Source organism: Rhodococcus sp. JS3073, from assembly GCF_026810085.1.
Lineage (GTDB): Bacteria > Actinomycetota > Actinomycetes > Mycobacteriales > Mycobacteriaceae > Rhodococcus_F > Rhodococcus_F wratislaviensis.
The window spans coordinates 672,838-685,597 of sequence record NZ_CP113951.1 but is presented as its reverse complement, the minus strand read 5'-3'; the positions used below and the strand labels follow the sequence as shown (position 1 = coordinate 685,597).

Here is a 12,760-nt window from a genome sequence, read left to right as displayed (position 1 = left end):
CACGCGAACGTCGTCACCAGGAGTGAACCAGTGGCATTGACCACCGAAGAGAAGAAGCAGGTTCTGAGCGAGTACGGCCTGCACGAGACCGACACCGGTTCGCCGGAGGCGCAGGTGGCCATGCTCACCAAGCGCATCGTCGATCTCACCGAACACCTCAAGATGCACAAGCACGACCACCACTCCCGCCGCGGCCTCCTGCTGCTGGTCGGACGCCGTCGTCGTCTGCTCAAGTACGTCCAGAAGGTCGACATCGAGCGTTACCGCTCGCTGATCGAGCGTCTCGGCCTGCGTCGCTGAGTTTCGTACACAGCGGTCATTTCGATCGCAAATCACTCCGGTAGCCGGCGGGGCCTTGCTTAGACTGGGCCTCGCTGGCTATCGGCGTTAGCTGCCGAGGGCAGCACTACCGTATGCACCCGAGAATGTGGTGTCGGTCTTCGGTAGTGGTCTTCCGGACACGGTCCGGGGGACTTCGATCGACGGCCGCCTCCGCACAGTGACATCCCGAGAACTCGAGAGGGGGATGTTCCTCAGGTGCGCAGTTCTCGCCAGGAGGGTGAGAACGCCCCCGCGGGTACGGCGAAGACGAGAGGGAAGTGAAAAGAAGAGATGACAGAGAATTCCGCAGTAGAGGTCGATGAGGGCGTGTTCGAATCCACCGCCGTGATCGACAACGGGTCCTTCGGAACCCGCACCATTCGTTTCGAGACCGGTCGCCTCGCACAGCAGGCCGCCGGCGCCGTCGTCGCCTACCTGGACGACGAGACGATGCTGCTGTCCGCGACGAGCGCCAGCAAGCACCCCAAGGAGCACTTCGACTTCTTCCCCCTGACGGTGGACGTCGAGGAGCGCATGTACGCAGCGGGCCGTATCCCCGGCTCGTTCTTCCGTCGTGAGGGCCGTCCCTCCACGGACGCGATCCTGACCTGCCGCCTGATCGACCGCCCGCTGCGCCCGTCGTTCGTCGACGGTCTGCGCAACGAGATCCAGGTCGTCGTCACGGTGATGAGCCTGAATCCGCAGGACCTGTACGACGTGGTCGCGATCAACGCCGCGTCCGCCTCCACCCAGATCGCCGGACTGCCGTTCTCCGGACCCGTCGGCGGTGTGCGTGTCGCGCTCATCACCTCGGACGAGAACAAGGCCGGCCAGTGGGTTGCATTCCCCACCGTCGAGCAGCTCGAGAACGCCGTCTTCGACATGGTCGTCGCCGGCCGCATCGTCTCCGGCAGCGGTGACGACGCCGACGTCGCGATCATGATGGTCGAGGCCGAGGCCACCGACAACGTGATCTCCCTGATCGACGGTGGCGCGCAGGCTCCCACCGAGTCGATCGTGGCCGAGGGCCTCGAAGCAGCCAAGCCGTTCATCGCCCGCCTCTGCACCGCGCAGCAGCAGCTCGCGGCCAAGGCCTCCAAGCCCACCGGTGACTTCCCCGTCTTCCCGGCGTACCAGGACGACGTGTTCGCAGCCGTCGAGGCCGCCGCAGCGGAGAAGCTCAGCGCAGCACTGACCATCGCGGGCAAGCAGGAGCGCGACGACAAGACCGACGAGGTCAAGGTCGAGGTCCTCGAGCAGGTCGCCCCGAACTTCGAGGGTCGCGAGAAGGAACTGGGCGCGGCGTTCCGCTCGCTGACGAAGAAGCTGGTCCGTCAGCGCATCCTGCGCGACCAGTTCCGCATCGACGGCCGTGGCATCACGGACATCCGTTCGCTGTCGGCCGAGGTCGCCATCGTTCCGCGTGCACACGGTTCCGCGCTCTTCGAGCGCGGCGAGACCCAGATCCTGGGTGTCACCACCCTCGACATGGTCAAGATGGCGCAGCAGGTCGATTCGCTCGGACCCGAGACGACCAAGCGGTACATGCACCACTACAACTTCCCGCCGTACTCCACCGGTGAGACGGGACGCGTCGGTTCGCCGAAGCGCCGCGAGATCGGTCACGGCGCGCTGGCGGAGCGGGCACTCATGCCCGTGCTGCCGAGTGTCGAGGAGTTCCCGTACGCCATCCGTCAGGTCTCGGAGGCACTCAGCTCCAACGGTTCCACCTCGATGGGCTCCGTGTGCGCGTCGACGCTCGCACTGCTCAACGCCGGTGTGCCGCTGAAGGCTCCGGTCGCCGGTATCGCCATGGGCCTCGTCTCCGACCAGGTCGACGGTGAGACCCGTTACGTCGCGCTCACCGACATCCTCGGTGCCGAGGACGCGTTCGGCGACATGGACTTCAAGGTCGCGGGCACGAAGGACTTCGTCACGGCCCTGCAGCTCGACACGAAGCTCGACGGCATCCCGTCCAAGGTCCTCGCCGGCGCGCTGTCGCAGGCCAAGGATGCGCGTGCGACGATCCTCGAGGTCATGGCCGAGGCCATCGACACCCCCGACGAGATGAGCCCGTTCGCTCCGCGCGTCACGGCCATCAAGGTCCCCGTCGACAAGATCGGTGAGGTCATCGGCCCCAAGGGCAAGATGATCAACTCCATCACCGAGCAGACCGGCGCCAACATCTCCATCGAAGATGACGGCACCGTGTTCGTCGGTGCGACGGACGGCCCGTCCGCGCAGGCCGCGATCGACATGATCAACGCCATCGCCAACCCGCAGCTGCCGAAGGTCGGCGAGCGCTTCCTGGGCACGGTCGTCAAGACCACCGCCTTCGGCGCGTTCGTGTCGCTCCTCCCCGGCCGCGACGGATTGGTGCACATCTCGAAGCTGGGCAGTGGCAAGCGCATTGCGAAGGTCGAGGACGTCGTGAGCGTCGGCTCGAAGTTGCGTGTCGAGATCGCCGACATCGACAACCGCGGCAAGATCTCGCTGATCCCCGTCGAAGAAGACGGCGCTGCGGCTCCGGCCGAGCAGAGCGAAGAGGCGGCTGCCGAGAAGTAGCCTTCTCCCGGTCATCACGCCGGCGGCCCCGCACGAATTCTCGTGCGGGGCCGCCGGTGTCTTCGGGTCCGGTGTCGGTGGAGGGTCAGGAGGTCGGTGCCGCGGTGAACCGCCCGACATACCGCCGCTGCCACGGCGTCTCGACCGCGTGATGGTGGTAGTGCTGCCGGACGTACGCGACGGCGTCCTGCGCCGGGACCCTGTCGAGCACGGCGATGCAGGCGAGGGCTGTGCCCGTCCGGCCGCGACCGCCCCCGCACGCCACCTCCACCCGCTCCGTCGCGGCACGGCGCCACACCTCACCCAGCGCATCGAGTGTGTCGTCACGATCTCGCGGCAACGCGAAATCGGGCCAGCGGACCCATCGTGAATCCCACTGCACCGGCGGCGGCGTTCGCCCCAGCAGGTAGACGGCGAAATCGGGGAGGGGACCGTCGGGAAGTGGTCGTTTCAGCCCGCGGCCGCGGACCAGGCGCCCGGACGGCAGGCGCAGGACTCCAGGAGCGTCGGCGTCCCAGGTATCGAACATGGCGCTCACTCTATTGCGAAGCCGTACGGAAGGCCCGATCTTCGAGGACCGGGACGGCGGTGCTCCGGTCCACCTCCGCGGCGATTGCGACGTCCTCCGGATATCCCGAGGCACGCAACTCCCGTCCCAACGCACACGCCTCCAGGGACTGCGGGAGGGAGTGCGCGACCCCACGCCAGGCGGTCATGGCCGACAGGGCTTCCGGCGAAGCGTCTGCGCCCCAACCGTTCGCCGCCAGAGCGGACAGCACGGCGCCCGCGCCCCACAGATCCTCGACCGCCGGCCGTAGTTCGCCGCCCGGCCACTTTTCCCCGGCGGCGATCACCGACACCACCGACGTCGATGTGCAGTACCGGGCGATCCAGCCGGCGACCGCGGTCGCATTCCGTAAGGACGCTCCGACGCACACGCCGGTTCCTGCGCCGAGTTCGAAGCTGATGGTCGAACCGTTCGGCGAGGGAAGTACCAATCTGCGCGGCGCCGCGGTCTGCCGAATCGTATTCGGCGACAAGCTGATCTGCCCTTTCGCCGACTGGCTGCGGCCGACGGCGAGGACGGCATCCGAATCCCGGGCGTAGCGTTCTGCGGACTCGTCGTTCCACCGGTAGGGCAGGACGTCGATGCCGGCGTCGACCGCAACGGTGAGGGTGGTGGTGAACGACAGGACGTCCACCACGACCGCGACGTCGGCAGCGGCGCCGATGGCTTTCGCTCCCGGCAGACCCCAGTCGAAGCGGAGGCCGTAATCGAGCTGGAGATGTTCGCGATTCACGTCGTCTCCCTGCTTTCCGACGACGTGAGGGTCCTGAGGGCAGCGATAACCGTGGTGACCGCGGCCCCCGGGGGACCGGACAGGCGCGCGGCACCGATGTCGCGGAACGCTCGGGGGTCGTCGAGGCGAATCTGCGCGCACCCGGGCGGGGGAGTGTCGGTGGCCGGCACGATGCCCACGCCCAAGCCCGATGCGACCAGGCCGTGCACGGTGTGCAGGTCCTCTCCTTCGAACGCGATCGTGGGAAGGGCGCCGGCTCGCGCGAACAGGTCGTCGAGGGATCCCCGGAGCCCGTAGCCCGGCTTGAGGGTGACGATCGGCTCGGAGGCAAGGTCACGGATCGTCGTCGAGATCGAGGCGGCTCGCGGGTGCTCGGAGGGCACCAGGACGACGAGCGGCTGTTCGAACAGCGGCGTGACCGTCAGGCCCTCCGGCGGTGGGGTGAGACGAGAGACGAGCGCGATATCGGCCTCACGGTTGAGGAGGGTGTCGAGGCATGTGCGGCGCGCGCCCTGGCTGAGAACGAACCGGATCGTCGGATCCGTCGCGCGGACGGTGCGAATCAACTCGGGCACGAGGTGCTCGCCGAGCGACATCTGAAAGGCGACGCGAACGGTGGCCCGCGCCAGTCGGTCTTCGGACTGCACGGCGTCGAGGCCGTCCACCACGGCCCCGAGTGCGCGTTGCGCGTAGGGCACCAGTGTCCGGCCGGCATCCGTCAGTCGCACGCCGCGGCCGTCGGGTTCCAGGAGCGGGGTGCCGAGTTGCTTCTCGAGTCGGCGGACTATCCGGCTGACCGTGGGTTGGGGCATCCCGAGCATCGCAGCAGCGACAGTCACATGTTCGACTTCGCCGAGGGCGACGAGGACGGGAAGATGCGGCAACAGCGCCTTGATGGACTCGCTATTCATGACTCAACTGTATGAGTCGGTGGACGCTTCTGCATTGGATTCATCAGTTCGCCGGTTCTAACGTCGACGTCATGTCCGCCACACACCTCACGGAGAAGGACGCCCGCGCCGCGGCTGCCCTGCAGAACACGCCGCCGACGGGAAATCCGGACCGCCGACTCTCGGCGGCCCTGTGGTGTGCCGGCGTGGCGACCTTTGCCTTGATGTACGCGCCGCAGGGGCTCCTCACACAGATCGGGAACGACGCGTCCGTGAGCCCGGCGCAGGCGTCTCTCCTGGTCTCGGCGGCCACGCTGGGGCTGGCGTTGTCGGTTCTGCCGTGGGCCCGGTTCTCGGATCGGGTGGGGCGCCCCACCGCGATGCGGTACGCGGCGGCAACCGCGGGACTGCTCGCCGTGGCCGTCCCCTGGCTCCCGACGTTCGACGCCCTGGTGGCGGGACGATTCGTCCAGGGCGTGGCGCTCGGTGGACTACCGGCGCTGGCGATGACCCTGCTCCATGAGGTCGCGGCGCCGGCGCGGACCGCAGCATTGGCCGGTTCCTACGTTGCGGCAACATCTTTGGGTGGTTTGAGCGGTCGCCTTCTGGTCGTCCCGGTCGCCGACCACCTCGGGTGGCGTCCGGCACTGGCGATCCTCGGGGGTGGCCTGGCGATCCTGATGACCATCCTGATCGCGCTGCTACCCGCCGGACGGGCCCGGCGATCGCCCGTCCCGTCCACCGGGATCCTGGCCATCCACCTACGGGATACCCGTCTGCTGGCATTGTTCGGCATCGGTGCGCTTCTCGTCGGTGGCATGGTGGCCGTGTTCAACTACCTCCCCTTCCGCCTCGAGGCCGCTCCCTACCACCTCGCGCCGACGGTGGTGTCGCTCATCTTTCTCGCGTACCTGGCCGGAACCGCGGGCTCTCGCGCCGCCGCCTGGTTGGTCGGCCGGTTCGGTCAGCGAACCGTGCTCGTGCTGGCCTGCACCTGCATGGCCGGCGGGACGATGCTGAGCGTCGCCGGACCGCTGGTCCTGATTCTCCTCGGCGTGGCCGCGATCACCGCCGGACTCTTCGTCGGCCACGCCGTCGCATCCGGTATGGTCGGCGCCCACGCGAAAACCGGTCGCGCACAGGCGACTGCGCTGTACAACGTCTCCTATTACGCTGGATCCAGCCTGTTCGGGTGGGTCGGAGGATTCGCCTGGGCGAGCGGACAATGGCTCTCCGTGGCCGTCCTCGTCCTCGTGCTCACGGCGCTGGCCCTCCTCCTCGCGCTGCTCCCGTCGACCACCGCACGTCGCGTCGTCGCCACCGAATCCTGCTGAAGCGGGAGTGGGAACTCTCCGGCAGGCCGGAGCCCGAGCCGGCATGGGGGCCTGCTGTAATGGGAACAGGACGAAAAAGGGGGACGGTCGGATGGCTGAGGTGTTCACGCTCGGTGCGGTGTTGGCAGGCGGTGTGGGCGTAATGGGGTTGGCGGTCGCACTGTTCGGGGGAGCGGAGCCACATTGCCTGTGCGCGTTCGACGGCGACACCGAAGCGTGCGACACTCCGCAGCTTTGACCGGCGAGTCGGTCGGGTCTCGACCTGCGCTTACGGGATCGAGCCGGAGCGGTGCGGATTCGGAGGAATGGCCCGGTTGCGGCGGCGGGCAACGTGCAGGACCGCACCGAAGTGCCGCCGGATGCGGTGTTCGGGCCGCTCGGCAACTCGACGACGAATCTCGCTGTACAGCCGTTCCCGTTGCCATGTCGCCATGGCGATGTGACCGGAGAAGGTGTCGAGAAGGTCGAGGTAGCCGTCCACGCGAATGAGACTGGCCGCCTTGAAGTATCGCGTTGTGGGGTCGATCCAGTGCCAGGATGTTGCCGCGCACACGAGGTCGTAGGTCACGCCTGGTGCCGGCTCCCAGTGCTCGAAATCGGCGCAGACCACCTCGGCGTTGGGGAACGGCGCCACATTCGCACGCGCGATCGCTGCCAATTCATGCCCGAGTTCGACCGACGTGATGGTGAAGCCCCGCCGCGCAAGTTCGACGGTGGCCTTGCCCGAGCCTCCTCCGATCTCCAGTAGCGAGTCACCTGGGCGCAGTCCGCTCGGGAGGACGAGTTCGTCGTAGCGCGCCGACGGACAGCTGGGCCGAGCGGCGTGGTACTTCTCGGCGGCCAACTCGAAGGTGTTCCGAAGCGTACGGCGATCCGATGTCATGGTTCGGCCATCTCTGCTCCTCGGCCGATCGATCCAGCACCGGTTTCGCCGGCGTTTCGTCGGCTTGTCTACACCGCTACCAGCGCTTTGATGCGCTAACCATCAGTGACAGCGACCCCGCGTAGAGGGGAGAATCAAACAGACCGGTCTCCTGTCTTCTGGCCCTACATCGCCTGAGGAGCGTGACGAGGCAGGTCGACTCCGATCCAGCCATCACCAGAAGGATGATCACCATGCCGGTTGTCGAGCAGTCCGTCGTCATCGCCCGTCCTGCGTCGGAAGTGTGGAGTTTTGTCACCGTCGCGGAGAACTGGCCGTCGTGGGAGGCGTCCACCGTTGAATGCGAGCAGCTCACCGACGGGGAACTCGGGGTGGGCACCCGGTGGCGCGGGGTAACCCGCATTCTGGGTAGGCGCCTCGACTGGGTGACCGAATTCGTCGAGTACGAGCCGTTGAAGGTGGCCACGTCCAAGTCGGTGGAGAGCAAGGTCGGCTTCACTGCGACGACGAGGCTCGAAGAAATCGACGGCGGCACCCTGTTCACCTATCGGGTCGACAGCGAAAGTGGCCTCGGAGGAATCTTCGGCAAGCTGGCTGACCCGATAGTCGCGAAGGCGTACTCACGCACGGTGCAGGCAAGCCTGGACAACCTCGCAGACCTGCTCACCATCGACAGCTGACCATGTGGGTCGGCTCTCATTCGGTCGTTCCCCGAGCAGCGATGAGATTCCGTGTCTCGACGAGTCTTACCGTGCATACGATGTGGCCGACCGAAGGAGCGAGCTGTGGAAGATGTCTGGTCGATGGTGCACGCGGAGCGTGCGGCGCTGATCGACGACCTCGGGAGTCTCGACGCGGCGCGGTGGGACGAGCCGTCGCTCTGCGGCGAGTGGACCGTGCACGACGTGGTCGCCCACCTGGTCGACACGGCTCGGACGACGCGTCTCGGTTTCGTGGTCGCCCTCGCCCGGGCCCGTTTCGACTTCGACCGCCAGAACGCACGCGGTGTGGAGCGCGAGCGCGGCGCCTCACCACAGGAGACGTTGGAGCGGCTTCGTCAGGTGGCGTCGCGCACCTCGACGCCTCCGGCGCCCCTCGACAGCCGGCTCGTCGAAGAGATCGTTCACGGGGAGGACATCCGTCGGCCCGTGGGACTCACCCGCTCCTACCCGGCGGAAGCCGTCGACAGGTCGCTGCGCCTCCAGACACGCACCCCGGCGTCCTTCGGTGGCGCCAAAGAAATCGTGGCCCGTGTCCGGCTGACGGCAGCGGACGCCGACATATCGATCGGCGACGGTCCCGAGGTGAGCGGCACCGCCCTTTCGCTCCTCCTGGCCGTCTCCGGTCGGAGGGTGGCACTGGACGACCTCGACGGACCGGGAGTCGCCGCGCTGGCTGCCACAGTCTGACGATCTTGCCTACGGGGGGCTGGTGGCCCTCTGAACGTATTCAGTTGAAGGTCACCTCGGTTCCCCTCATGGTCGGGGCGCCGACGAGTGTCGTCCAGCTCGGCACGTCCTCCGGTGCCATGCCCCCGGCCTCGCCGTAGACGACGTCCAACGTGTCCTGCTCCATCTTCGAACCCGCGTAACTTGCGGGCGTGACCTCGGCTCCGTACCCCGGGACCTGATCGGGGACCCCGGCGGGCGCCGGGAGGTATTCGATGGTCGAGGGGCCGGGATTTCGTGAGGGCACCTGGTAGGAGCCGTCGTTGAACGATCCGCCCGGGTATTGCGGAAAGTTCCCGCCGGGTGCGGTGACGTCGTCGTAGCAAGCCGGTCCGCGGTTGTCGAGCAGGCGCGGCTCGTCCTGGTTGGGCAGATAGCGACCCTTCGGGTTGACGAACTGAACAGAACCGCGACCGCCTGGATAGGGATCGTCGAGGGCGAGCAGTTCTCGGGCTATCGGTTCGGCCTTCACGAAGTCCGCCAGAGTGCAACCGAAGCTCGGCGAGTAGCGGCCGAGGAGCTGCAGCGCCTCACGCGAATCGGCGGCGATACTGACGATCGATTCGGCGTTGGTCTGCAGGAGGTCCGCGGTGGACGAACTCGTTCCGGTGAGCGTCACGAGCAGTCGCGCGATCTCACCTCGCTTCTCGACGACCGTGTTCCCGGTGGCGCGCAGGTTGTCGAGGGCGTCGACGAGGTCGGGCCCCGCCTCGGAATACGTCTGCGAGAAATCCGCGAGTCCGCGCAGATCCTCCCGGATGGCAGGAAGTTCGGTGTTCAGCCCGCCGAAGATCTCCTCGAGACGGTCGAGTGTCAGGCCGAGTTCGGCGCCGCGGCCGCTCAGTCCCTGGGACAACGCGCCGAGCGTGTTCGCTAGGTCCTGCGGCGGAATCGCCTGCAGCAGCGGCAGCAGACCGTCCAGAACCTCGCCGACCTCGACGGCGTTGCCGCTCTTGTCCTGACGCAGCGTGTCGCCGGCCTGGATCGGCGGAGCGGTGTCGCCCTCCGGAACGATCAGCGACACATAGCGCTCACCGAACAGCGTCTTGGGCAGCAGCCGCGCCGTCGCGTTGGACGGAATCAGCTCCGCCTTGTCCGGCTGGATCGCGAGGGCCAGGGTGACCTCGTCCTCCTCGGAGGACGCGGAGCGCACCTCGCCGACGATGAGGCCCCGGACCTTCACGTCGGCATCGGGCGGCAGGGCATGTCCGGCGGTGTCCGTGACGAGGTCGACCTCGACGACCTTGGTGAAGGTCTTGTCGAACATGCCGACGGAGAGTGCCAAAAACAGCGCGAGGACGAGGAAGAACACCAGCCCCAGCACCCGTCGACCCACGACAGATGTCGTGTTGCTCATCCGACCACCCTCACGATCGCCGTCGGTGGTTGCCGTTGAAATCCGTGTCAGCGGCGCCGACCTCCCGATCTATCGTGCCTCGCGCAGGGTGGGTCTCGTGCTGCATCGGCGCAGGTACCGGCAAATACTCGACGGTAGGCTTCGGCTTTGGCGGTCCCGACCGCCATGGCCGATCCGCGCTTATGCCGCCCCTGCGTTCGTATCCGAGCGTTACCCTTGAGCGGGGAGAGTCGGCGGAAGGACACAATGTGGGTCGACAACGACACAAGGCCGCACCGCGCGTAGTCGGCGTGTGATCGCCCGGGGCTGCACTCCGAGCTACCGATGTACGAGCCGGCCGATCTGGTCGAATCAGCCGAACGAACCCGCACAGCGCTTGCCACCGTCGTGGCACGATTTTCAGAGGCTTGGGGGTCCGGGTCCCCGCCTGACCTGTCCGCGTTCCTACCCCGCGAACCGGCGGAGCGGCGTTCGATTCTGATCGAACTGATCAAGATCGACCTCGAATACCGCTGGGTTCGCCACTGCTTCCCCAAACGACTGACCGAATACCGTGCGGAGTTCGCAGAGTTGCAGGAGGGTCCGCTTCCTGCCGACCTGGTCTACGAGGAATTCCACGCCCTGCGCCGAAGTGCGCACGGAGTCGATACGGCAACCATGGCCGCTGAGGCGGCCACCACTGCGGGTGGCCCCGACCTCGACGATCTGACGAGTGACTACTGCAGCACGATGATTGCCCGTCCATTGGCGCAAGTTGTTCTCGGCAACATCGATGTCGGCGACCGTGTCGACGATTTCGACCTTTTGATGAGGATCGGGTCCGGCGCCTTCGCCCAGGTGTATCTGGCTCGGCAACAATCGATGCAACGACTGGTCGCGGTCAAGATTTCCCACAACCACGGCATCGAGCCGCAGACCCTCGCCCAACTGGACCACGAATACATCGTGCGGATCTTCGACCAGCGACTGATCGCCGACGGCGAGCTGAAGCTGCTCTACATGCAGTATCTACCGGGGGGAACGCTGCTCGACGTGGTGCACTTACTGCGCTCGACGCCGCCGGAACACCGTAGTGGTCAACTACTGCTCGATGCCGTCGACGGCGTCCTTGCCGCCAAGGGTGAGGTTCGGCCCACCGAGTCCGCTGTTCGAACACGTGCCGCCTCACTGACGTGGCCGGAGACTGTCGCCTGGCTGGGCCGCCGACTCGCGGACGCGCTTCAGCACGCATCCGAGCGGGGGGTTCTGCATCGAGACATCAAACCCGCGAACGTGCTGCTGAGCGCCGAGGGAATTCCGAAGTTGGCCGACTTCAACGTCAGCGCCAGCAATCGCATCAAGGGCACGAGCCCGCTGGCGTACTTCGGCGGGTCGCTGGCGTACATGTCGCCCGAACAGCTCGAAGCCTGCCATCCGGGCTCGCCGGCGACCGCCGCCGATCTCGACACGCGGAGCGACATCTTCGCGCTCGCTGTGATGCTGTGGGAGTTGCTCACGGGACGCCGTCCCTTCGCGGACGAAACGTCCGCCGGCGAGTCGGAGACGTCGCTGGCCCGCATGCTCGAACTTCGGCGAAGTCCCGTCGACGCGAAATTCTTGTCGGAGCTTCCGCCGGATTGCCCCATGGCGTTGCGCCGTGTGCTCCTGAAGTGTCTGTCGCCGGACCGCGAAGATCGCTACCCGTCCGGTTCGGAATTGGCTCAGCAGCTCGACCTGTGCCTCGAGGAGAGGTCCCGCGACCTGGTCTATCCACCTCCGAACAGTTGGCGGGCGCGACTGTCACGATCGCCGACCCCCATCCTGTGGTCGTCCTCGCTGGTCGGCATCGGCCTGGCCACCATCTATCTGGCCGTGCACCTCCAGGAACTGCTCAACGAGCGCCTGTCCGATGCCACCTACTCGAAGCTCTACACGAGCACGATCGTTTTCAACCTCTGTGCCTGGCCGCTGGCGGTCCTCATCTACGCCTACATGTCGCGCGATCTGCTCGCGGTTCCCCGCGGCTTACGCAAGGGCAGACGCTACGACGAGGCCGTCCTCGCGCGGGTGCGGTCGCGAACACTGGTCTGGGGCGATATGTGTGCTCTGAACACGTTCGTGTTCGCCGTCTGCGCGTCCGTGGCCGGGGTGATGTTCCTTCGCTGGTTCACCGACCTTCCGGCCCGGCTGATGGTCCATGCGGCGACGACTGTTCTTGTCGCGGGCACCATCTCCGTTGCGTACACATTCTTTCTGTCGACGTTCTACGTCGTTCGCTGTGTCTATCCCATCTATCTGCGTCACAGCGTCACGACTGCGCACGACACCGTCGTACTTCGTGGGCTGCGCCGAAGAACGACGATCTACCTGGCGGTGACGGCATCCGTGCCGCTCGTCGGGGTGCTGGCCGGATTCAGCACCCTCGAGCCTGCGGAGCTTCCCCTCGTGCGCGATTCGGTCCTTGGCTTGTGCGCGGCCTCCGGGCTCGCGTTCGTCGCCGTGTACTGGTTGTACCGGAAGCTCGATGCCGACGTGCGCGCGCTGGAGCGGGTGGTGTAGCGCACGCAAGAAGCCGCCGGCACCTGACGGTGTCAGCGGCTTCGTTTCCTTCGCAGGCACGCTACGCAATGTAGGTCTGACCCGGTCGGGGGTGACGGTGCCCGCCAGTGCGCCTCTCGGCAA

General features: G+C 66.7%; 12 protein-coding genes. 7 read left to right on the top strand and 5 right to left on the bottom strand.

Going from position 1 to position 12,760, the window contains the following annotated elements:
• Positions 1-30: 30 nt before the first annotated feature.
• Both rpsO and OYT95_RS03280 read left to right on the top strand, forming a co-directional pair.
• A complete protein-coding gene (rpsO, locus tag OYT95_RS03285; RefSeq protein ID WP_005240682.1) occupies positions 31-300 on the top strand; it encodes a 30S ribosomal protein S15 in 270 nt (89 codons plus the stop codon).
• Positions 301-612: 312 nt separating this feature from the next.
• A complete protein-coding gene (locus OYT95_RS03280) occupies positions 613-2,886 on the top strand; it encodes a polyribonucleotide nucleotidyltransferase (protein ID WP_037232621.1) in 2,274 nt (757 codons plus the stop codon).
• Between the two features lie 85 nt (positions 2,887-2,971).
• Here OYT95_RS03280 and OYT95_RS03275 read toward each other — a convergent pair whose 3' ends face one another.
• The 3 genes from OYT95_RS03275 to OYT95_RS03265 are packed head-to-tail and all read right to left on the bottom strand — an operon-like array spanning position 2,972 to position 5,098.
• Positions 2,972-3,415 carry a protein-tyrosine phosphatase family protein gene (locus OYT95_RS03275; protein ID WP_268790840.1) on the bottom strand — a complete coding sequence of 148 codons (444 nt, stop codon included), beginning with the start codon at positions 3,413-3,415 and terminating at the stop codon, positions 2,972-2,974.
• A gap of 10 nt (positions 3,416-3,425) precedes the next feature.
• Entirely contained in the window at positions 3,426-4,187 is a 762-nt protein-coding gene (locus tag OYT95_RS03270) for a 2-phosphosulfolactate phosphatase (RefSeq protein ID WP_037232619.1), read from the bottom strand.
• Complete coding sequence (locus tag OYT95_RS03265) at positions 4,184-5,098, bottom strand: LysR family transcriptional regulator (RefSeq protein WP_037232615.1); 915 nt, start codon at positions 5,096-5,098, stop codon at positions 4,184-4,186. The genes OYT95_RS03270 and OYT95_RS03265 overlap by 4 nt, the downstream gene beginning before the upstream one ends.
• Before the next feature lie 11 nt (positions 5,099-5,109).
• Between OYT95_RS03265 and OYT95_RS03260 the strand changes: the two genes are divergently transcribed.
• Both OYT95_RS03260 and OYT95_RS03255 read left to right on the top strand, forming a co-directional pair.
• Positions 5,110-6,411 (top strand): MFS transporter, encoded by a 1,302-nt coding sequence (locus OYT95_RS03260; protein ID WP_328286533.1) that lies wholly within the window; start codon positions 5,110-5,112, stop codon positions 6,409-6,411.
• A 91-nt stretch (positions 6,412-6,502) separates the two neighbouring features.
• A complete protein-coding gene (locus OYT95_RS03255) occupies positions 6,503-6,649 on the top strand; it encodes a hypothetical protein (protein ID WP_167344035.1) in 147 nt (48 codons plus the stop codon).
• A gap of 30 nt (positions 6,650-6,679) precedes the next feature.
• Here OYT95_RS03255 and OYT95_RS03250 read toward each other — a convergent pair whose 3' ends face one another.
• Positions 6,680-7,294 carry a class I SAM-dependent methyltransferase gene (locus OYT95_RS03250; RefSeq protein WP_037232609.1) on the bottom strand — a complete coding sequence of 205 codons (615 nt, stop codon included), beginning with the start codon at positions 7,292-7,294 and terminating at the stop codon, positions 6,680-6,682.
• Between the two features lie 224 nt (positions 7,295-7,518).
• On the opposite strand from OYT95_RS03250, the gene OYT95_RS03245 reads away from it, so the two are divergent.
• Positions 7,519-7,974, top strand: coding sequence for an SRPBCC family protein (locus tag OYT95_RS03245; protein ID WP_081792388.1), 456 nt, complete (start codon positions 7,519-7,521; stop codon positions 7,972-7,974).
• 105 nt (positions 7,975-8,079) lie between these two features.
• Positions 8,080-8,703: a maleylpyruvate isomerase family mycothiol-dependent enzyme gene (locus OYT95_RS03240; protein WP_037232606.1), complete on the top strand. Its 624-nt coding sequence runs from the start codon at positions 8,080-8,082 to the stop codon at positions 8,701-8,703.
• Positions 8,704-8,743: 40 nt separating this feature from the next.
• Here OYT95_RS03240 and OYT95_RS03235 read toward each other — a convergent pair whose 3' ends face one another.
• Positions 8,744-10,099, bottom strand: a complete 1,356-nt coding sequence (locus OYT95_RS03235; protein ID WP_037232603.1) for an MCE family protein — start codon at positions 10,097-10,099, stop codon at positions 8,744-8,746.
• 324 nt (positions 10,100-10,423) lie between these two features.
• Here OYT95_RS03235 and OYT95_RS03230 point away from each other — a divergent pair, with 324 nt between their 5' ends.
• Entirely contained in the window at positions 10,424-12,637 is a 2,214-nt protein-coding gene (locus OYT95_RS03230; protein ID WP_037232600.1) for a serine/threonine-protein kinase, read from the top strand.
• Positions 12,638-12,760: the final 123 nt, after the last annotated feature.

Bases quoted from the DNA above. Each gene is read 5' to 3' on its own strand.
- OYT95_RS03280 (WP_037232621.1), top strand. From the start codon at position 613: ATGACAGAGAATTCCGCAGTAGAGGTCGATGAGGGCGTGTTCGAATCC.
- OYT95_RS03275 (WP_268790840.1), bottom strand. From the start codon at position 3,415: ATGTTCGATACCTGGGACGCCGACGCTCCTGGAGTCCTGCGCCTGCCG.
- OYT95_RS03265 (WP_037232615.1), bottom strand. From the start codon at position 5,098: ATGAATAGCGAGTCCATCAAGGCGCTGTTGCCGCATCTTCCCGTCCTC.
- OYT95_RS03260 (WP_328286533.1), top strand. From the start codon at position 5,110: ATGAGTCGGTGGACGCTTCTGCATTGGATTCATCAGTTCGCCGGTTCT.
- OYT95_RS03255 (WP_167344035.1), top strand. From the start codon at position 6,503: ATGGCTGAGGTGTTCACGCTCGGTGCGGTGTTGGCAGGCGGTGTGGGC.
- OYT95_RS03250 (WP_037232609.1), bottom strand. From the start codon at position 7,294: ATGACATCGGATCGCCGTACGCTTCGGAACACCTTCGAGTTGGCCGCC.
- OYT95_RS03245 (WP_081792388.1), top strand. From the start codon at position 7,519: ATGATCACCATGCCGGTTGTCGAGCAGTCCGTCGTCATCGCCCGTCCT.
- OYT95_RS03235 (WP_037232603.1), bottom strand. From the start codon at position 10,099: ATGAGCAACACGACATCTGTCGTGGGTCGACGGGTGCTGGGGCTGGTG.
- OYT95_RS03230 (WP_037232600.1), top strand. From the start codon at position 10,424: ATGTACGAGCCGGCCGATCTGGTCGAATCAGCCGAACGAACCCGCACA.